Origin of the sequence: Verrucosispora sp. WMMD1129 (genome assembly GCF_029581255.1) — a bacterium.
In the GTDB taxonomy this organism is placed as follows: domain Bacteria; phylum Actinomycetota; class Actinomycetes; order Mycobacteriales; family Micromonosporaceae; genus Micromonospora; species Micromonospora sediminimaris.
In genome coordinates this window covers 1,428,886-1,447,944 of the sequence record NZ_CP120741.1, presented here as the reverse complement: position 1 = coordinate 1,447,944, position 19,059 = coordinate 1,428,886, and the positions used below count along the sequence as shown (strand labels likewise).

Annotated in this window: 18 protein-coding genes; 7 read left to right on the top strand and 11 right to left on the bottom strand. The window is 72.3% G+C overall.

The window, feature by feature from the left end; genetic code table 11:
- The first annotated feature begins 9 nt into the window (after nt 1-9).
- Nucleotides 10-777 (top strand): GntR family transcriptional regulator, encoded by a 768-nt coding sequence (locus O7624_RS06570; RefSeq protein WP_282239320.1) that lies wholly within the window; start codon nt 10-12, stop codon nt 775-777.
- Here O7624_RS06570 and O7624_RS06565 read toward each other — a convergent pair.
- From O7624_RS06565 to pseB, 6 genes are all read right to left on the bottom strand, one after another.
- A complete protein-coding gene (locus O7624_RS06565) occupies nt 742-1,797 on the bottom strand; it encodes a spore coat protein (RefSeq protein ID WP_282240565.1) in 1,056 nt (351 codons plus the stop codon). The genes O7624_RS06570 and O7624_RS06565 overlap by 36 nt on opposite strands.
- On the bottom strand, nt 1,794-2,528 hold the full coding sequence (locus O7624_RS06560) for a glycosyltransferase family protein (RefSeq protein WP_282239319.1): 735 nt from the start codon (nt 2,526-2,528) through the stop codon (nt 1,794-1,796). Before O7624_RS06560 ends, O7624_RS06565 begins: the two co-directional genes overlap by 4 nt.
- Nucleotides 2,525-4,315: a class I SAM-dependent methyltransferase gene (locus tag O7624_RS06555; RefSeq protein WP_282240564.1), complete on the bottom strand. Its 1,791-nt coding sequence runs from the start codon at nt 4,313-4,315 to the stop codon at nt 2,525-2,527. The genes O7624_RS06560 and O7624_RS06555 overlap by 4 nt, the downstream gene beginning before the upstream one ends.
- Nucleotides 4,316-4,356: 41 nt before the next feature.
- Nucleotides 4,357-5,193 (bottom strand): hypothetical protein, encoded by an 837-nt coding sequence (locus tag O7624_RS06550; RefSeq protein ID WP_282239318.1) that lies wholly within the window; start codon nt 5,191-5,193, stop codon nt 4,357-4,359.
- An 11-nt stretch (nt 5,194-5,204) separates the two neighbouring features.
- On the bottom strand, nt 5,205-6,365 hold the full coding sequence (locus O7624_RS06545) for a DegT/DnrJ/EryC1/StrS family aminotransferase (RefSeq protein WP_282239317.1): 1,161 nt from the start codon (nt 6,363-6,365) through the stop codon (nt 5,205-5,207).
- Nucleotides 6,366-6,601: 236 nt separating this feature from the next.
- On the bottom strand, nt 6,602-7,585 hold the full coding sequence (pseB, locus tag O7624_RS06540) for a UDP-N-acetylglucosamine 4,6-dehydratase (inverting) (protein ID WP_093403112.1): 984 nt from the start codon (nt 7,583-7,585) through the stop codon (nt 6,602-6,604).
- 267 nt (nt 7,586-7,852) lie between these two features.
- Here pseB and O7624_RS06535 point away from each other — a divergent pair, with 267 nt between their 5' ends.
- Entirely contained in the window at nt 7,853-9,613 is a 1,761-nt protein-coding gene (locus O7624_RS06535) for a glycosyltransferase family 39 protein (protein WP_282239316.1), read from the top strand.
- Between the two features lie 66 nt (nt 9,614-9,679).
- On the opposite strand, the gene O7624_RS06530 is transcribed toward O7624_RS06535, so the two are convergent.
- Nucleotides 9,680-10,240 (bottom strand): GNAT family N-acetyltransferase, encoded by a 561-nt coding sequence (locus tag O7624_RS06530; protein ID WP_282239315.1) that lies wholly within the window; start codon nt 10,238-10,240, stop codon nt 9,680-9,682.
- 27 nt (nt 10,241-10,267) lie between these two features.
- Here O7624_RS06530 and O7624_RS06525 point away from each other — a divergent pair, with 27 nt between their 5' ends.
- Genes O7624_RS06525 through O7624_RS06510 form a run of 4 tightly spaced genes read left to right on the top strand, consistent with a single transcriptional unit; the run spans nt 10,268 to nt 13,049 of the window.
- Nucleotides 10,268-10,519, top strand: a complete 252-nt coding sequence (locus O7624_RS06525) for an acyl carrier protein (protein ID WP_093403117.1) — start codon at nt 10,268-10,270, stop codon at nt 10,517-10,519.
- Nucleotides 10,516-11,793 (top strand): AMP-binding protein, encoded by a 1,278-nt coding sequence (locus tag O7624_RS06520; protein WP_282239314.1) that lies wholly within the window; start codon nt 10,516-10,518, stop codon nt 11,791-11,793. The genes O7624_RS06525 and O7624_RS06520 overlap by 4 nt, the downstream gene beginning before the upstream one ends.
- On the top strand, nt 11,786-12,544 hold the full coding sequence (locus tag O7624_RS06515; RefSeq protein ID WP_282239313.1) for an SDR family NAD(P)-dependent oxidoreductase: 759 nt from the start codon (nt 11,786-11,788) through the stop codon (nt 12,542-12,544). Before O7624_RS06520 ends, O7624_RS06515 begins: the two co-directional genes overlap by 8 nt.
- The gene (locus O7624_RS06510; RefSeq protein ID WP_282239312.1) at nt 12,528-13,049 is read left to right on the top strand and encodes a hypothetical protein; all 522 of its coding nucleotides are present in this window, start codon (nt 12,528-12,530) and stop codon (nt 13,047-13,049) included. Before O7624_RS06515 ends, O7624_RS06510 begins: the two co-directional genes overlap by 17 nt.
- A 10-nt stretch (nt 13,050-13,059) precedes the next feature.
- Here O7624_RS06510 and O7624_RS06505 read toward each other — a convergent pair whose 3' ends face one another.
- From O7624_RS06505 to O7624_RS06490, 4 genes are all read right to left on the bottom strand, one after another.
- Nucleotides 13,060-14,007 carry a TerC family protein gene (locus O7624_RS06505; protein WP_282239311.1) on the bottom strand — a complete coding sequence of 316 codons (948 nt, stop codon included), beginning with the start codon at nt 14,005-14,007 and terminating at the stop codon, nt 13,060-13,062.
- Nucleotides 14,008-14,199: 192 nt separating this feature from the next.
- On the bottom strand, nt 14,200-15,306 hold the full coding sequence (locus O7624_RS06500; protein ID WP_282239310.1) for a potassium channel family protein: 1,107 nt from the start codon (nt 15,304-15,306) through the stop codon (nt 14,200-14,202).
- A 37-nt stretch (nt 15,307-15,343) separates the two neighbouring features.
- Nucleotides 15,344-16,396 carry a pseudaminic acid synthase gene (pseI, locus tag O7624_RS06495; protein WP_170863391.1) on the bottom strand — a complete coding sequence of 351 codons (1,053 nt, stop codon included), beginning with the start codon at nt 16,394-16,396 and terminating at the stop codon, nt 15,344-15,346.
- Entirely contained in the window at nt 16,387-17,511 is a 1,125-nt protein-coding gene (locus tag O7624_RS06490) for a glycosyltransferase (protein WP_282239309.1), read from the bottom strand. Before O7624_RS06490 ends, pseI begins: the two co-directional genes overlap by 10 nt.
- 282 nt (nt 17,512-17,793) lie before the next feature.
- Between O7624_RS06490 and O7624_RS06485 the strand changes: the two genes are divergently transcribed.
- Nucleotides 17,794-18,987 (top strand): acyltransferase, encoded by a 1,194-nt coding sequence (locus O7624_RS06485; protein WP_282239308.1) that lies wholly within the window; start codon nt 17,794-17,796, stop codon nt 18,985-18,987.
- The last annotated feature ends 72 nt before the right edge of the window (nt 18,988-19,059 follow it).

Here is a 19,059-nt window from a genome sequence, read left to right as displayed (position 1 = left end):
GGCGGCGGCATGGCTACCGGGCAGGACGCGCCTGCGGCGCGGTACCGCACCATCGCCGCGGACCTCGCCGCCAAGATCCGATCCGGCGACTATCCGCCCGGCGGGGCGCTGCCCTCCCAGCGTGACCTCAGCGCCGCCTACGGCGTCACGCTGATGACGCTCCGGCAGGCGTTACGGCAGCTCAGCGACGAAGGGCTGATCGAGCAGCAACCCGGTCGGGGCACCTTCGTCACGCCGCCACACCTGGCGTACCGGCTCGGCTCGCTGCGCAGCTTCGCCGACGACCTGCGAGAGCAGGGCCACGAGGTGCGTACCGCCGTCGTCGGCCGCGCGGTGCGTCGGCTGCCCGCGCGGGTCGCCGGCACGCTGCGGGCCAGCACGGCCGACTCGGGGCTGCGGCTGGAGCGGGTCCGGGCGTTCGCCGGCCGCCGCGCCGTACACCAGGTCTCCTGGGTACGCGCATCGCACGCGGACGGTCTGCGCGAGGTGGACTTCACCGCCACCTCGCTGTACGAGGCGCTCGCCACCCGGGGTGTCCCGGTCGCCCGGGCCACCGAGACGATCCGGCCCGGCATCCTCGACGGGGCGCCGGCGGCACACCTGGACGACGCTCCCGGCGCTGCCGTGCTGATCAGCGACCGGACCACCTACACGTCGGACGGCATCGCCATCGTCGCCGACCGGGCGACGATCCTCGGCAGCATGATGGAGATCAACACCGACCGTGCCGCCCGGGGCCTGTCACTGCACTGGGGCGCCAGCCGCGACGTGTCCTAGCACCTCCAGCACCGCGTCCACCACCCGTTCCCGTCCGCGCCCGTCCACGGCGGCCCAGGCGCGGGCGGACAACTCCGCCCGGCGGGCCCCGTCGTCGAGCAGCCCCGCCAGGGTGCGCGTGGCGGCGCGGAGCGCCGGAGCGTCGCCGGCCAGCCCGGGCAGCTCACCGAGCCCGGCGGCCAGGCCCGCCGCCACCACCCGGTGGTACGACTCGCGCTGGTTGTCCACCACGCAGACCAGCGCCGACGGGGCCCCGAGACAGCACAGTTCCCAGGTGGAGGTGCCGGCCGCGCTGACCACCAGATCCGCCGCGGCGATCAGCGCGGGCAGCGTACCGGTGGGTGGCACCGGCAGCAGCGACTGCCCGGGCCCCGGCGTCAGCCCAGCTATCCGCTCGCCCAGTTCGGGCCGGCCGACGACGACTATGAGTTCCATCGGCCGGCCGGTCGACAGCAGCACCTCGGTCAGCACCGGCGCCGCGCCGGCCGCGTCGGTGCCGCCGAAGAAGGCCAGCACCGAGGGGGAATCCACCGTCACCGCCGGGCGCGGGGCCGCCGGCCGGGCGGCCAGCACACCCTCCCGCAGCAGGGCGTACCCGCTGCCGGCGAGCAGCCTGCCCGCCGGCACCGCCAGGTCGGTGGCGAAGTTCTGGTCGAGATAGAGGTCGGCGTCCTGGCCCCGGGTGTCCCCGTCGACGATGGCCAGGGTCAGCACCCCGGCGGCCCGCAGCGCGCCCGCACCGGCGGGATCCAGCTCGTACGAGTCGAGAACCAGCACGTCCAGGTCGTGTCGGCGGGCCATGGCGACCAGGTCGTCCGGGGTGTCCGGGCCGGGGCGCAACGCGATACCCCGGGCGGTGAGCTGGTCGGCCGCCCAACCGACGCCGTCGACGGTGCCGAAGACCTCGACGGTGGCGCCCCGGGCCTGGAACTCCTCACCGAGAGCGAGACAACGGACCAGGTGCCCGACACCGCGCAGCGGCCCGGCGTCGCAACGCAGTCCGACACGTAACGTGCTCAGCGCTCCTCCAACCGCTTCTGCCGGACGTCGGCGTTGAGCGCGCGCAGCGCCGGTTGCCCGTCGAGCCAGTCGGCGAGCTTGGCCAGCGGCACGCTGACGTCACCGAAGTGCTCGACCACCGCGCGGACCAGATCCCAGTCGCGGGCCGTGTCGAGGGTGAGGCGCAGCTGCGAACGGTCCGGGGTGAGGGTCACGCCGAGCACCCGGAACAGCTCCGGATGCGCGTACGCGTACGAGGTCACGTGCACCCGGTGATGGTCGGTGGCGAGCCGGTCGACGGTACGCAGCGCGTCCGCCCGGATGATCTCGACGTCCAGACCTCGGGGGAGGGTACGGGCGATCGACGTGCTGGCGTAGTCCAGCCCCGGCACGGCGCGGTACACCGAGGCGACCAGGCTGACGATCTCCGGGTCCAGCAGCGGACAGTCGGCGGTGAACCGCATGACCGCGTCGGCGGGGTGGGCGTCCAGGGCACCGACGAAGCGGGTCAGCACGTCATCGACGGGGCCCCGGTGCCAGCCGACGCCGAGCCGGTCACACTCGGCGACGACCGCGTCGTCACTGCTGTCGCTGCTGGTCGCCACCACCAGGTCGGCCAGCACGCCGCTGTCCTGGGCGGCCCGGACCACCCGGCCGAGTACGCTGCGCCCGGCCAGCGGGCGGAGCACCTTGCCGGGCAGCCGGGACGAGCCCATCCGCGCCTGCACGATGCCGACGATCCGGTCCGTCACTGCTGTCCTCCCTGCTTCGAGGAGATGGCGGCGCGGGCCCGGCGCTTGGCGGCGCGGGCGCCGCGCCGGGCCATCCGGGCCGGCGTGATGGCCAGGCGCCCGACCTTGTAGCTCAGCGAACCGCTCAACAGATTGATCTTCGCCTCGGCCCGACGCAGCGCGCGTTCCCGCGAGGTGAGCAGGTCCTCGGTCCACTTGAGCAGCGCCGTCAGCCGGGTGTTCTCCTCCCGCTGGCGTAACCACGCCTCGCGGAGTTGCTGGTAGCTGCGCGGGCCGGGTGGCGGGTCGGTCGGTTCGGCGGTGGCCGCGGTCGGTTGCATCGCGGCCTCGACGACGGCCCGGTCGAAGTCGCGTCCGGCGACCCCACCGAGCACCACGGTCAGCCCCGCAACGTCCAGCGTGGACGTCCACGGGTGGGCGTACCCGCCGGTGAGCAGCTCGGCGGCGAAGCGCCACAACGTCCGGGCCAGCACCACGTCGACCGGCAACGGTGCCTCGGCCCGCCAGCTCCGGTCGAGCACCGCCCAGCGGTCACCGTCGACCACCACGTTGTCCACCCCGGCCAGGGCCGCCGCCCCGGCGAGCTGTCCCTGCTCGGCCTGGCCGTCGAGCCAGCCGGCGTACCCACGCAGCAGCCGGCGCAGCAGCGCCGTGTCGCGGCGCAGGCAACCGTCGAGCAGCAGGCTGCGCAGCAGACGCCCGTCGGGCACCGGCCCGTCGGTGCCATCCGGGTCGCGGTGGACCGCATCCAGGCCGGCGTCGGCCGAGGCGGTGGCCACGGCGATGCCGGTGCGGTGCCAGTGCCAGCCCTGCGGCCCGTCCCGCACCTCCACGACGGTGCCGCCCGCCGTCGCGTCGGCGAGCAACGCCACCGGCAGCCGGTCGGATCCGCCGACCTCGGCTGACGGGTGCGCCGACCGGTCGGAGCGGGGCAGCCGGTGAGCCGCGTCGCCGGTGTCGACCGGGTCGGGGGCGGTGCCGACCGGCTCCTCGTCGTGGTCGGTCGGCTCGGCGGCCGGTCGGCGGGCCAGGACCAGCCAGGACGGGGCCAGGTCGGCGGCGCGCCCGGCGTGCAGGGCGTCGGCGGCCAGCCGAGCCGGATCGGCGAGGACGAACCGGCCGGTGTACCCGTCGGTGCAGGCGGCGTGCAGCACCGCGTCGAACAACCCACTGGTGGTGCGCCGAGCCAGCTCGTCGACGGCCAGCAGCGCGGTGGTCAGGTCGGGACGCGGGTACCCGGCGTAGCAGGTGCCGGTGCGCATCCCGGCGGCGGCCAACCGTCCGCGTACCTGCGCCAGATTGGCCGGACGGGCGGCGTCCAGCACCCCACCGACGCTCCACTCGGCATCGCCCCGGCCGGCGTACCAGCTCTGCGCGGCGACCAGCCGGTGCACGCCGAGCGGGTTGTCCAGCCGCAGCAGCAGGTCACCACCGGGGCGGACCGCCGCCACCAGGCGGGCCAGCAGCCCGTCCCAGCCGAGCCGCTCACCCTCGACCGACTCGACCGCGTCCAGCCCGGCACCGGCGATCACCACGTCGTACTCCTCGCCGGCGGGCAGGCCGTGCGGGCCGGCCACCAGCACCCGGTCCACCCGGTCGGCGAGCACCGCCGCGTCCGGGTAGCCGCGCAGCAGGCAGGTGATCCGGGCGTGGGGCAGCGCGTCGAGCAGCGCCGGACCGTGCGGCCCGGCCAGCAGCACCCGGGCCCCGGCCGGCACCAGGCGGGCGGCCAGCGCCGCGAGGGCGCCGTCGCCGGTCTCGTCCGTCCGGTCGGACCAGGTGAGCATCTCGCCGCCGGGCAGCGCCACCGCTGACACCGTCTCGGTTGTCACGTCGTCTCCTCCTGCGGGTACGCCCACCCCAGCAGCTCCCGCAGCGCGGCTGGCGGGTGGCGGTGGTCGGTGCCCAGCTCGGCGTGGGCGATCGCGATGGCGGTCGGCAGGTGCACCTGTTCGCCGTGCAACTGCGGCCACTGTCGGCGGATGCGGGCGGCGCCGCCGAAGGTCGGGTCTTCGTCGGCGAGCACCATCGGGTCGCCGTACACCGCCGGCTCGCAGCCGGCCGCGATGCCGTAGAAGATGGCGCTGGTCAACCGGTTGGACGCGACCCGGCGGTGCCGGCGCAGCTCGGCGAGCTGGCGGTCCAGGAACAGCGGGTCGGTGTCTTTCCACCAGTGCCCGCGGTAGCCGTGGCAGATGACCCGGAAGCCGGCGTTCTCGTAGAGCCGGCGCACCCGCCGCATCCGGTGCTCGTGCCAGTACAGGCAGACCGTGACCGGGCCGGGTTCGGTGTCCCGGATGCGGGCGATCAGTTCCTTGTGGTCACCCTTGACGTGTTGGCCCTCCCAGCCGTGGAACGGGTACCAGATGGTGCCTTCCCGGGGTGGCGGCGATTTCTCCTCCGGTCGCATGGCCAGCAGGTAGACGAAGGGTGCCCCGATCACCGTGACGTTGCGCCGCCCGACCGACCAGGCCCGCCGCCGGGTCTGCTCCGACCAGAGCAGACTCGGCGTGCGCTCGGCGTACGGGTGGCCGGGTGCGAGGCCGTCGCCGATGTTCCAGCCGTGCTGGACGTACCCGTTTATCCGGGGTGGGTGGCCGTCACCCAGCCCCGTGTAGCGGGCCAGCACGTGGGCGTGACCGTAGAAGTGGTTCGCGTGGTGCATCGGGCGTTCCCTCAGGCGGCGGGCCGGAGCGAGGCACCGCGCAGGGCCGCGGCCAACGCGTCGATGACGCGGTCCTGGTCGGCGTCGCGCAGTCCAGGGTAGAGCGGCAGCGACAACTGCTGGGCGTAGAAGGCCTCCGACACGGGGCAACTGCCGCGCCGGTAGCCGAGGTCGGCGAAGGCCGGGTGCCAGTGCGCGGGGATGTAGTTGACCTGGACGCCGATGCCGGCGGCGCGCATCCGTTCGTAGATTTCGCGGCGGCGACCGTCGAGCACCCGGATCGGGTACAGGTGCCAGGCCGGTGCCGCCCACTCCCGCCGGCCGGGGACGAGCACGCCGGGCAGTTCGGCGAGGGCCGCGTCGTAGCGGGCCACCAGTTCGGCGCGGCGGGCGAGGAAGGCACCGAGCCGGCGCAACTGGCTGCGGCCGAGCGCACACAGCACGTCCGGCAGCCGGTAGTTCAGGCCGAACTCGTGCACCTCCTGATGCCAGCCGCCCTCGTCGGGCCACCGCAACTCGTCGGCTTCCCGGACCAGCCCGATGTTGCGGAACCGGCGGGCCCGCTTCAGTAGCCGCGGATCGGTGGTGGCGACCGCGCCGCCCTCGGCGGTGGTTAGGTTCTTGGTGGGGAAGAACGAGAACGTGGTCAGGTCGGCAAGCGAGCCGACCGACCGGCCCCGGTAGGTGGCGCCTATCGAGTGGGCCGCGTCGGCGAGCAGCAGCGCGTCGCTGCCGTCGAGCGCGGTGCGCAGCGCGTCGTAGTCGGCCGGGTGACCGGCGTAGTCCACCGCCGCGACGACCTTCGTCCGTTCGGTGGTCGTCGCGGCCACCGCTGCCGGATCGAGGGTGAACGTCTCCTCCTCCACATCGGCGAAGACGACCCGCGCGCCGAGCGCGACCGCGCTGCTGGCGGTGGCCACGAACGTCATCGGCGGCACGATCACCTCGTCGCCGGGGCCGACGCCGGCCGCCGCGTACGCCACGTGCAGCGCGGCGGTGCCGTTGGAGACCGTGGCCACCCCGGCACCACCGGCCCACGCGGAGATGTCCGCTTCGAAGGCGGCGACCTCCGGGCCGGTGGTGAGCCAGTCGCTGCGCAGGGCGGCGACCACGGCGGCCACGTCGTCGTCGGTCACCGACTGGCGTCCGTACGGCAGAAAGGAGGTACTCATGCCGGCACTCCGCTGCGCTGCGTGCCGCCATGAGGCACGGCGGCGCTGAGCCTGATGATTCGCTCGCGGTGCTCGCTCATGCCGGCACTCCGCTGCGCTGCGTGCCGCCATGAGGCACGGCGGCGCTGAGCCTGATGATTCGCTCGCGGTGCTCGCTCATGACGGCACTCCGCTGCGCTGCGTGCCGCCATGAGGCACGGCGGCGCTGAGCCTGATGATTCGCTCGCGGTGCTCGCTCATGCCGCGATGCCGAGCATCTCACGCAGCTGGGGCACGGTGAGCCACTCGTCGTTGGAGTCCGACTGGTACGCGAACCCGTCCGCCACCGGCTCACAGCCGACGGGCGGCTGGTAACCCCAGGTGGCGATGGTCGGCTGCACGATGAACCGGTCCTTGGCGATGAGCGTCCGCCGGCTGTCGTCCGGAGCGATCATCTCCTCGTGCAGCTTCTCGCCCGGCCGGATGCCGATCTCGTGGGTGGTGGCCTCCGGGGCGACCGCCTCGACCAGGTCGAGGATGCGCATGCTGGGGATGCGGGGGACGAACAGCTCGCCGCCCTGCATCTGGTCGAACGAGTCGATGACGAACTGCACGGCCTGGTCCAGGGTGATCCAGAAGCGGGTCATCCGCTTGTCCGTGATCGGCAGGCTCTTGCCTTCGGCGGCGAGCCGGCGGAACAGCGGAACCACCGAGCCCCGGCTGCCGACCACGTTGCCGTAGCGCACCACCGCGAAACGGGTCGGGTGCTGTGCCGCGTAGTGGTTGGCGGAGATGAACAGCTTGTCGCCGACCAGTTTGGTCGCGCCGTACAGGTTGATCGGGCTGGACGCCTTGTCGGTGGAGAGGGCCACCACCTTCTTCACACCGGCCTCGATCGCGGCGTCGACGACGTGCTGCGAACCGGTGATGTTGGTGGCGATGAACTCCGACGGGTTGTACTCCGCGGTGTCGACCTGCTTGAGGGCGGCGGCGTGTACGACGTGGTCGACGCCGTGCATGGCCCGGGTCAGCCGGTGCCGGTCCCGGATGTCACCGATGAACCAGCGCAGCCGGGGGTCGTCGCCGAGCTGCTGGCGCAGCTCGTACTGCTTGAGTTCATCACGGGAGAAGACCACCACCCGGGCCGGATCGGTCTCGGCGAGTAGGTGCCGCAGGAAGGTCCTGCCGAAGGAACCCGTTCCCCCGGTGACGAGGATGGACGATCCGTTCAGCTCGCTCAACTGGTGCTCCCGTGTGTGTCGGATTCGCGGTCGGCCTCGGCCGGCCGGGTGGGAACGCTAGACGCGGTGGGTTAACGGGCCCGAGCCCTGCGGTTAACCGCGCGCCGTGCGGCGATGAATGGCGAGCACCCAGTTGGCGAACACCTGCCGCCGTCGCGGCGTGCCCGCCGACCTGCGTCGACCGGCCCGTTAGCGTCCCGACCGACCGGGAACCGTGGCGCGTCCGGCTGGCGGCTGCCTGCCCCGGCCGCGTCGTGGGAGGAAACGATGACCGTCGAGGCCGAGGCGACCCGGGCCGGGGACACGGGCGGGCCGGTGGACCGGCGTGGTTCGGCGTGGCCCAACCGCCGACGCTGGCTGGTGCCCCTGCTGCTGGTCGGCGGCTGGCTGCTCGGCACCGCCTGGCGGATCTGGTTGGCCCGCCACGCCAGCATGCCGTTCGCGCACACCGACGAGGACAGCTACCTGAACACCGCACGCGCCCTGGCCGGCGGTCCCGGCGGGTTCAGCAGCGAGAACGAGACCCTGCGCCGGATCGGCTACCCGCTGCTGATCGCGCCGGCCTTTCTCCTCGACCGGGACTTCGTCGACACCTACCTGCTGGTACGGGTGATCAACGCGGCGCTGAACGCGACGGTCCTGCCGCTGGCGTACCTGCTCGGCCGTCGGCTGCTGGGACTGCGACCCGGTCCGGCGCTGGCGGCGGCGGCCGGCGCGGCCACGTTGCCGGCGGTGGCCTTCCACGCCACGGTGGCGATGACCGACGCGGTGCTCGGTCCGCTGCTGCTGGCCTGGCTGCTCGCCGTGCACCGGCTGGTCGAGCGGCCCGGACCGGTCGCCGCGGCGGTGTGCGGCACCCTGGTGGGGGCGGCACATCTGGTGCACTCGCGCGGGGTGGTGATCGTCGCCGGGTTCGCGCTGCTGGCTCTGGCGCTGGTCGTCCGCCGTCGACTGGACCCGGCCGCGCTGCTGGCGGCGGTGCTGCCGGTGCTGGCCGCCGTGCTGGCCAATGAGGCGGGCGTACGGCTGCTCGGCGAGACGGTGCAGCTGCTCGGCAACCCGGCCAGTGGCAACGTCGGGCGCGCGGTCACCTCGGTCCGAGGACTGTCGCAGGTGCTGGCGTCCGTCGGTACGCAGGTGTGGTACCTGACGGTCGTCACCTTCGGGCTGGCCGGGCTGGCCGGCGCCGAGGCGGTGACCCGGCTGTGTCGCCGGGGCGGTGCCGCCACCCGATGGACGTTCGGGGTGGCCCTGTTGACCACCGTCGGCGTAGCCGTCGGCGCGGAGGCGGTGCTGGCCGGTATTCCGGACCGGGTGCCGGACGCCATCTACGCCCGGTACGTGCAGATGTTCGCCCCGTTCTGGATGCTTGTCGGCATCGGGCTGCTGTTCGGTGTCGCGTACCGTCCGCTGCTGCGCCGGGCCGGGGCCGCCGTGCTGCTGCTGGCGGCGGGCGGCGCGCTGATCCATCTCCGACTGGCCCACGCCGCGGCCCAGGGTGCGCCGCTGCGCTGGGGTGGGTTCAGCGCGCCGGACCTGATGGCCCTGACCGGCGGGTGGCGACAGCTGCGCCCGCTTGTCGGCTCCGCGATCGGGGTCGCCGGTTGCCTGCTGCTCGTGCTCGTGCTGGCGACCCGCCACCGGACCGCGCGCATTCGCCTGCTGGGGGTGGTGCTCGCGGTGCTGGTCGTGGTCAACGTGGCGACCATGCAGGTGATCACGCAGCGACTGATCCGCCCACTGGCGGCGGCCGGCACCCCCGTGCCCGGCGTGACCGACCTTGGGGTCCGGCCGCCGGAGCGGGTCGCCGCGTCCACCGGCGTGCCATACCAGCTCCGGTTCAACCTCAGCCACCAGGTCACCTGGACCGAGGTGCCGTGGTTCCGCGACCGGCCGCCGGCCGACGCGGAGGTGGTCTTCGCCCGCTGGACGCCCGGCGAACCCGACGACTGGGACGGCACCCGGTACGGCTTTGTCCGGCTGGGCGGCGACCCGCACCGGAAATGGGCCGGATGGCGGCGTCGGTGATTCCCGCAGTGGCGGCCAACGTAACTCGTCGGCCACGTGAACAATGCGTGGACGGAAAACCAAAAATCAGCGAACGCGACGGTTGGCGCGCTGCAGAGAAATGGGTATCACGGTGATTTCCCGGCCGTCGTGGGTTTCCTGGCGGCCGGGCCCCTCGACAAAACGGAGCCGACGGTTCATCTGGCGTACCACCGTGTTGTGGGCGAGCACCTCACCGTCGAGGCGGTCCAGCGCCAGCACGTCGAAGGCGTGGTCGACCGCCTCCCGCATCACCTCCAGCCAGGCGGGCAGCGTCTCACCCCGCTCGGCCAGCCCCTCGGCGTCCAGGTAGAAACCCCACCCGCCGGTACGCGGGCCGGACAACCGCAGGTCGAAGTAGGTGACCGCGCCGCTCGGCACGCCGTCGCGCAGGTAGGTCAGGACCCGACGGGAGGGGTCCTGACGGACCGCCGACCACCACCGTCGGTGCTCCTCGGCGGTGATGACGTGACTGGTCTTGCTGACCTGCCGGTTGACTTCCTGATTACGCCAGGACAACATCAGGTTAACGTCGTCCTCGGTGGCGTCACGCAACACGTACCGCTCGCTTTCCGTTCCGTTTACCTGGTCACCGGGCACCCTAATCACGATTCACCTGGCTGTACACTCCGCCGCATGAAGGAATTGAGTCGGGCGCAGATTCGCGACCTCATGGGCGAGGTTCTCAAGAACCAGGGCAAAGCGCTGCCCGCCGACGACGCCGCCGATCTGCGCGAGGTTGGCTTCCGATCGCTGGACTTCTCCGAGTTGGCGCTGCGCGTCGAGGACGCCACGGGGGAGGAGCTGAACTTCGACGCGCCCGGGCTGCGCCGGATCGCCACCGTCGGCGACGTGCTGGACTTCCTCGTCGAGTTGCAGCGGCAGTGAGCGTCGAGACCGCCCCGCAGGCCCGCGCCCACCCAGCGGGGATGGACAACCGGATCGTCGTCGACGGTGCCACCCGCACCTGGCGTGACCTGCCGGAGCTGACCCTTCCGGGGCCAGCCGCCGCGCTGGCCCACACGGCCCGGCACGCGCTCGCGGCCGCCCGGCACCACGCCGTGCACGGCACCGAGCTGCTGCTCAGCACGGCCAGCCGGGTCGACGCGGCGATGCGCGCCGACCTGCGCGACGCCGGGTTCGCGGTGACGGAACTGGGCGGTGACCACCCGGCGGGGGACACGGGCTCGCGAGCTGCCGAGACCGGCCGGCTGTGGCTGCTGACCTCCGGCTCCACCGGTCGTCCCAAGCGGGTGGGGCACACCCTCGAATCGCTGACCACCGTCCGGGGGCAGCAGCCCGCGCGGACCTGGCTCTGCCCGTACGCCCCCGGCACGTACGCCTGGTGGCAGGTGGTCACGCTGTCGCTGACCCAGCCGGGCCAGCATCTGGTGGTGGTGGAGCCCGATCAGCTCGACGACTGGCCGGCGCTGGCGGCCGAGCACGGTGTGGACGCCGCCTCCGGGACCCCCACCTTCTGGCGACGGGCCCTGCACCGCGACCCGGCAGGGCTGGCCCGGGTGCCGCTGCGTCAGCTGACGCTCGGCGGCGAACCGGTCGACCAGACCATCCTGGACCGGCTCCGGGAGGTGTTCCCAGCCGCCCGGATCTCCTGGATCTACGCCTCCTCCGAGGTCGGTGCGGCGATCGTGGTGCACGACGGGCGGGCCGGGTTCCCGGTGGAGTGGTTGGACCGGGCAGCGCCGGGTCGCCCCACCATCGGGGTGCACGACGGAGAGCTGGTGATCACCTCGCCGTACCACGGTGCCGGGCTGGACGGTCCGGTTCGCACCGGCGACCGGGCGCAGGTGAGCGGTGACCGGGTGCTGATCACCGGGCGGCTCGACGCGGACGAGATCAACGTCGGTGGCAGCAAGGTCTCCGCCGGTGTGGTCCGCGACGTGCTGACCGCGCATCCGCAGGTGGCCTGGGCCCGGGTCACCGGCAGACGCGCCCCGCTGCTCGGCCACATGGTTGTCGCCGAGGTGGTGCCGGTCGGCAGCGCCACCGCGCCGGCCGAGGCCGGGCTGGCCGAGGCCGGGCTGGCCGAGGCGACGCTGGTGCGCTGGTGCGCCGACCAACTGCCCGAGTACGCGGTTCCGCGCCGGATTCGCGTGCTTACCGAGATTCCCGTCAAGGAGACCCTGAAGAGCGATGTCTGACCCCACCACCCCCGCCCAGCCCGTACCGCCCAGCTCCGTGGTGCTCGTCTCCGGCGGTTCCCGCGGTCTCGGCCTCGCCATCGTCACCGACCTGCTCGAAGCGGGCCTGAAGGTGGCCGCCTTCGCCCGTACCGTCACGCCCGAGCTGGCCAAGCTCGCCGACGCCCATCCGGAGCGGGCGCACGTCGGCTCGGTCGACGTGACCGACCTCGTCGCCGCGCAGGCGTTCGTCCGGGCGGCCGAGGAGCGGCTCGGCCCGATCGACGGAGTGGTGAACAACGCGGCCGTCGGGCAGGACTCGCTGCACGTGCACACCGCCAATGCCGACATCGCCCGGATCATCGAGACCAACCTGACCGCGCCGTTGCAGCTCACCCGGCTGGCCGTGCGGCGGATGCTGGCCCAGGGGCGACGCGGGCGGATCGTGAACATCACCTCGATCTGCGCGCAGCGCGGCTTTCCCGGACTGGTGGCGTACTCCGCCACCAAGGGCGGGATGGACGCGGCGACCCGCTCGCTCGCCCGGGAACTGGGCGGGCGGGTGCTGGTCAACGCGGTCGCGCCGGGCTTCTTCGCCTCGGAGATGTCGGCGGTGCTCGGCCAGACCCAGCTTGATCAGATCGTGCGTCGTACGCCGACCGGTCAGCTGACCGAGCCGGCGGAGGTGGTGCCGGTGGTGCGGCTGCTGCTGCGCGACCAGACGAACATCAACGGTCAGGTCATCGTGGTCGACGGTGCCGCCTCGATCTGATCCGCCGCACCCGTTGTCCCGCACCCACGACGGTGCGGGGCAACGGGTTTCCGCCCTGCTCGCCGCCGCACCACGACACCTGCGGGTGGCATCGGCTGCCGACTCGGGTGCCGCCGTCACCCGCAGCCATCTCGGCGACGGACGTTGTGTCGGCTGGTACGCCCCACCGGTGCCCGGCTGGCAGGTCGCGATCGACGCCGAGCGGGCCGCCGCCGCGCTACCTCCCGCGCTGGCCCGTCGGTTCGGCTCCACCGACTTCTGGGGCCGGTGGACCCGCGTCGAGTGTCTGGCGAAACTCGCCGACGTACCGGTGGCCACCTGGTGGCATCGGCACGGCTTGGAGGTGCCGTCCGGCACCGTCTGGCTGTGGCGCACCCTGCCGCTGACCGACCTGGTCGTCACCGTCGCCTTCACCCCCACCTCCACCCACCGCGTCGACCGTGTCGACCGCGTCGGCCCAGATTCGCGCACCTTCCCGGATGTTGCGGTGTCCGGCGCCGGTTGAGACCGCACCATCAGGGAAGTTGTGCGGGCTCCGGCGCTTCCGAGCGGCCGCTGGTGCTGCGCAGACTCCAGGCGATGGACACCGCGATCGTCGCCACGATGACGCCCAGGGTGACCGGGATGGGGAGCTTGCCGACCGGGGTCTCGGACAGGATGAGCTTGACCCCGGCGAAGGCCAGCAGCACCGCCAGGCCGTAGTGCAGGTGCACGAAGCGGCGCAGCAGGCCGGCGAGACAGAAGTAGAGGCTGCGCAGCCCGAGGATCGCGAACGCGTTAGCCGTCCACACGATGAACGTGCTTGTGGTGATGGCCAGGATCGCCGCTACCGAGTCGATCGCGAAGATCAGGTCGGTGGTCTCGACCGCGATCAGGACCACGAACAGCAGGGTCGCGACCCGCCGGCCGTCGACCCGGGTGAAGAACCTGTCGCCGTGGTAGGCCGGATCGGTCGGCACGAGCCGGCGGACCAGCCGGACCACGGGGTTACGGTCCGGTGGGGTCTGCTCGTCGTGCCGGAACGCCATCTTGTAGGCGGTCACGATGAGGAACGCACCGAACAGGTACGCGGTCCAGAAGAACGTCTCCAGCAGCTCCGCGCCGACGAAGATGAACACGAACCGGAACACCAGCGCACCGATGACTCCCCAGAAGAGGACCTTGTGCTGGTACGCGGCGGGAACTCCGAAGTAGGCGAAGATCATCGCGAAGACGAACACGTTGTCGATGGAGAGCGCCTTCTCGATGAGATAGCCGGCGAAGTAGGTGCCGGCCACGTCGCCGCCCTGCCATGCCCACAGGATCACCCCGAACAGCAGGCCGGCGGCGATCCAGATTCCGGACCAGGTCGCGGCCTCGCGGAAGCCGATGACGTGGTTGTCACGGTGCAGGAACAGGTCGATGGCCAGCATCGCGGCGATCGCCAGCATCAGCAGGGCCCAGACCCACCAGGAGACAGACACCGGAGAGACCTCTCGTCCGGCCGGACCCGTCACCGGGCCCGGCGTTGTCGGACGAAGGTCTCCCCGGCCACCTGTGTGGTGGCCGCGTCACCGGGGCCCGGATGGGCCGGGCCCGTACTGACGGTGGCGCGCACTGCGTCGGGTACTCCCCCTCGAACTACGTTTCATTATTCACGAAGCATGCTTCGTGCGTCAAGACCGCGCCCCCTCGTCCGGGCGGTCGACCTTGATCGGCTGGCCGTCGCGGGTGGCACCGAGCACCGACCAGCCACGCAGCGCTGCCAGGAATGGCAGCGACTGGGAGAGCAACTCGTGGACCAACTCGTCGTCAGCCGCTGGTTGATCGAACTGCGCCCCCAGCTTGTCGACCAGCCGGGCGTGCAGCCGCCGTAGGACCTCATCGGGATCCGCGTCGTCCGCTGCCGGCTCGCTGCTCGCCGGAAGCAGATGACGGCCCAGGTAACGACTGGTGATGGTGTCCTGGAGCCGCAGCAGGGCGTACGCCAGTTCCTCCGCCCGGGGTCGGAGGCCGCGCCACGGTTCGCACCTGGCAGCCAGCAGCGCCGCGACGGTGACGGCGGCCATCTGCTCCAGGGCGGGCTCGATGTCGTAGTCCCGGCGGCGGGGCCGGTAGGTGAGGGCGACCAGCGGATACCGGCGAACTGTGTCGTCGACCTCCCGCAGGCTCGCCGCCCAGGCCATGCACCGCTCCCGGGCCGCGTCGACCCCCTCGTCGGTCAGGCTCCGGGCGAGCAGGCCCACCCCGTCGGTGCCGCGCACCTGGTCGTAGATGGTAAGCGCGAACCGGTTGCGGACCGCCAATCCGGTGATCAGCTCGATGAGATAGGTGGCCAACGCGGCGAAGAAGCCGAAGCCGAGGGCGGCGGCGGTCACGGCGAACAGCTTCTGCGCCCCGGTGTCCGGGGTGAGGTCGCCGAAGCCGAGTACGGTCAGCAGCCCGGTGGCGTAGTAGAGGGCGTCGACGAAGCCGGCCGGCCCGTAACCGGCGACCCGGTGGTAGCCGTCCAGGCTCGGCCAGACGACGAGCGCGACCCCGAGCGCCAGCGGCCCGAGCCAGGCGAGGAACGTGCCGGTGACCAGGATCGGTCCCGCCCAGACCAGCGGCGTGCGGCGAGGCGTACGACGTCGGCCGGCGGTCAGCGACGAGGCTCGCCAGACCAGCCGCCGGACCGTACGGGCGACCGGTCCCTCGGCGTCCGGATGCAGCACGGTGAGCCAGACGTCGACCACCACCACGGCGATCAACGCCAGGCCCGCCGCCACCGCCACCAAGGTCATACGCAGAGGTATACCCCTCCGACGGAAACCGGCACCCTCAGATGAGGTCCCAGCTCAGCGCGGTGCCGCGCGCCACGTCGGCGGTGAAGCGGCGGCCCAGCACCCGGTCGATCTCCACCGGGGGGAGTCCACCGGCCGGTCGGATCGAGCGGACGTTGTGCACGGTCACCTCGTCGCCGGCGCGCACGTCCGCCACCACGTACAGCGAGCGCCGGAAGCGCAGGCCCTCCTGCTCGGCCGGGGTCGGCCCGACCGCCGTGCCGCCCAGTGCCGCGTACGCTCGCTCCGACTCGACCACCAGGGCGGCCAGCTCGGTGGGGTTCAGGGAGAAGTCGGAGTCCACCCCGCCGTCGGCCCGGTCCAGGGTGACGTGCTTCTCGATGAAGCAGGCGCCGAGCGCCACCGAGGCGACCGGCACCCCGATGCCCGGGGTGTGGTCGGACAGGCCCACCGGCACGCCGAACGCGTCGGCCAGCACCGGAATGCGGCGCAGGTTGCTGTCGGCCGGCGGCGCCGGGTAGGAGGCGGTGCAGGCCAGCAGGATGATCCCGCCCGCGCCACCGTCGCGGGCGGTGCGTACGGCGGCGTCGATCTCGGCCAGGGTGGCCATCCCGGTCGAGATGACCATCGGCTTGCCGGTGGCCGCGACCAGCCGGATCAGCGGCAGGTCGACCAGCTCCGACGAAGCGATCTTGTACGCCGGAGCGTCCAGTTCCTCAAGCAACTCCACGGCGGTGGAGTCGAACGGGGAGGAGAAGACGGTCAGCCCGAGGGAGCGGGCCCGCTCGAAGATCGGCCGGTGCCACTCGTACGGCGTGTGCGCCTTCTCGTAGAGCCGGTAGAGGTTCTGCCCGCCCCACAGCTCGTGCCCGCCGGAGATGCGGAAGTCCGGCGTGTCCACGTCGATGGTGATGGTGTCCGGCCGGTACGTCTGGAGCTTCAGCGCATGCGCGCCGCTGGCCGCGACGGCATCCACGATGGACAGTGCGCGGTCCAGGTCTCCGTTGTGGTTGCCGGACATCTCGGCCACCACGAAGGGGCGCTCTCCGGTGCCGACCAGATGCGACCCGATCTTGAACGTCATTCCGATCCGTTTCCGTGCGTGCTTACCAAGGTGCGGTCCTGGGCCGGGCTGCCCGGTGCCGGGTCCGCCCCGCTCGTCGCGGGATCCCCGCCGGTGCTGCCGCGTAGCCGGCCGGCGAGCCGATGGGCCCGCCGCAGCGCCGCGTACGCCAGGTAGCTGTCGCGGCCGACCAGCCGGTGCTTGAGCCCCGACACCCCGCCCGGCCGGGGGTAGCCGCCGCGGGGCAGGTACGTGCGGTAGTGCGCGGCGACCCGGCGGAAGAAGTCCCGGCGCAGGTGCGGATGCAACCGGTCGTCGTGACCCACCACCACCAGGAAGTGGTTCACCATCAGGTCGAACAGTTCCGCGTGCCAGCGCCCGTCGGGATGCCGTTCACGCAGCCAGGCGAAGAGCCGGTCGTACTGCTCGAAGGAGTCGAAGTGCCGGCCGCTGCGCGTCGAGGTGATCGCTCCCTGGCGACCCTGACGGTACAGATAGCAGACCCGGTCCAGCACGCTGATCCGCTCCGCGCCGATCAGCAGCGGATGGCTGAACGGGATGTCCTCGTACCAGCCGGGGTGGAAGCGCAGCCCCAACTCGGCCATGAACTCCCGGCGTACCACCTTGTTCCAGGCGGTGTGCTGCACGCGCAGCAGATGCGGCCGGTCGGCCAGTCGCACCACGCCGGGGGTCGCGCGCAGCAGCCGGCTGCTGGCGTCCACCTCCTCGCGCCCACACTCGTGCACCCGCAGGTGGTCGACCATCATCACGTCGGGGCGGTCCACCCGTAGCCGGTCCAACACGGCCGGGATCGTCCCGGCCGGCAGCCAGTCGTCGCTGTCGACGAACCAGACGTACCGGCCGGTGGCCACGTCCAGGCCCGCGTTGCGGGCCGGCCCGAGGCCGACGTTGCGGTCCAGGTGCAGGACGCGCACCCCGGGATGCTCGGCGGCGTACGCGCGCAGCAGTTCACCGCAGCGGTCCGGTGAGGCGTCGTCGACGGCGACCACCTCGACCTGCGCCGCCTCGTCGTCCGGGACGTCGGCGCGGATGGAGTCCAGGCACTGGCGCAGGTACGCCTCGACGCCGTAAACCGGCACGACGATGCTCAGCAGCGGCGTCGGCGTCGGCGGTGTGACCACCCGGAAACCTTCGGCCACCCGGGTTGACGAACCTGGAACCTGACGTGGCCGGGCGCGGTGAAGTTTTCGAACAGCCGATGAGTGTCAGGTTAACGGCGGGGCACTTGGTGGTCTGAAGGGTCGCCGGTGATCGATCTGGACGAATGCCGCGGTGGGCGGTGCTCCGGAGTGCGGCAGACGGCCGAGCCAGGCAGTTGTCTGCCAGCTACCCGAGGTAGGGTGCCCGGCGGGCCACGAGGAGATGGGCGTGCGGGTGACGTGGTCGAGAACCGGGAGGTGGACATGACGAGCTCTACCCTCGCGGCGTCGGCGACCACCCCGAGCGAGCGTACGGACGCCCACCGCCTGCCGTCGCTTACCGGACTGCGGTGGATCGCCGCGCTGCTGGTCTTCGGCTTCCACGCCGGCACCATGCGCATCATCGCCGAGCCTGGCCCGCAGGCGGTGGTGGGCGAGATCTTCACCCTGGGTCTCTCCGGGGTGCAGTTCTTCTTCATCCTCAGCGGCTTCGTGCTGGTCTGGTCCGCGCGGCCCGGTGCCTCCCGCCGCCGGTTCTGGCGGCGTCGGTTCGCCAAGATCTATCCGAACCATCTGGTGCTGTGGGCGCTGGCCATGCTGGCGATGCTCTGGTTCGCCGATCCGATCAACCCGGTGGCGGCGCTGGAGAACCTCCTGCTGGTGCAGGCCTGGGATCCCCGACCGGGCCACTTCTACAGCGTCAACAACGTCAGTTGGTCGCTCTCCTGCGAGCTGTTCTTCTACCTGTGCCTGCCGCTGGTGCTGCCGGCGGTGCGGCGGGCCCGACCGTGGCTGCTGTGGGCCGTGGTGATCGCGGTGCCGCTGCTGATCCTGGCGCTCTGGCCCGGGCAGGCACTGGTGCCGGAGTCGGATCGCTGGTGGTTCGCTCAGGTCTTCCCGCTGGTCCGTTCGCTGGAGTTCTGGATGGGCGTGGCCGCGGCCGAACTCATGCTGCGGGGCCGCTGGCGGGGGCCCGGGCTCCCTGTGGCCAGCCTGATCTTCGTCCTGACCTGGGTGGCGGCCTCCCAGTGGATCCCGGCCGAGTTCTGGGCGGCGCTGCTGGCGGCGGCGTACGTCCTGGTGATCGCCGCGGCGGCCGACGCGGACGTGCACGGGCGGCGCTCGCCGTTGCGCTCCCGGACGATGGTCTGGCTCGGCGAGGTCTCTTTCGCGTTCTACCTGGTGCACGTCTTCGTGATCATGACGATCCTGCGGTCGACCGGCGACTGGGGCACCGGCCTGCCCGGCTGGTGGGGCCCGCTCGCGGTGATCGGATTCCTGCTGCTCACCCTGGGGCTGGCCGCTCTGCTGCACCGGTACGTGGAACAGCCGATGATGCGTCGCCTGGCCCCGTCCCGACCGTCGGCGGTCGGGCTGCCCCGACAGCGGGCGTCCCGGGGCGGTGCGGGCCCGGCCGGAGACGTCGAGCATGGCTCGACCGTCCATCACGGACAGTGAGCTGACGGTAGCCTGACCTGCGCGTATCGACGTTCCCGGCGACGCGCCGGGCGGTTCGACACGCCCGGTGGC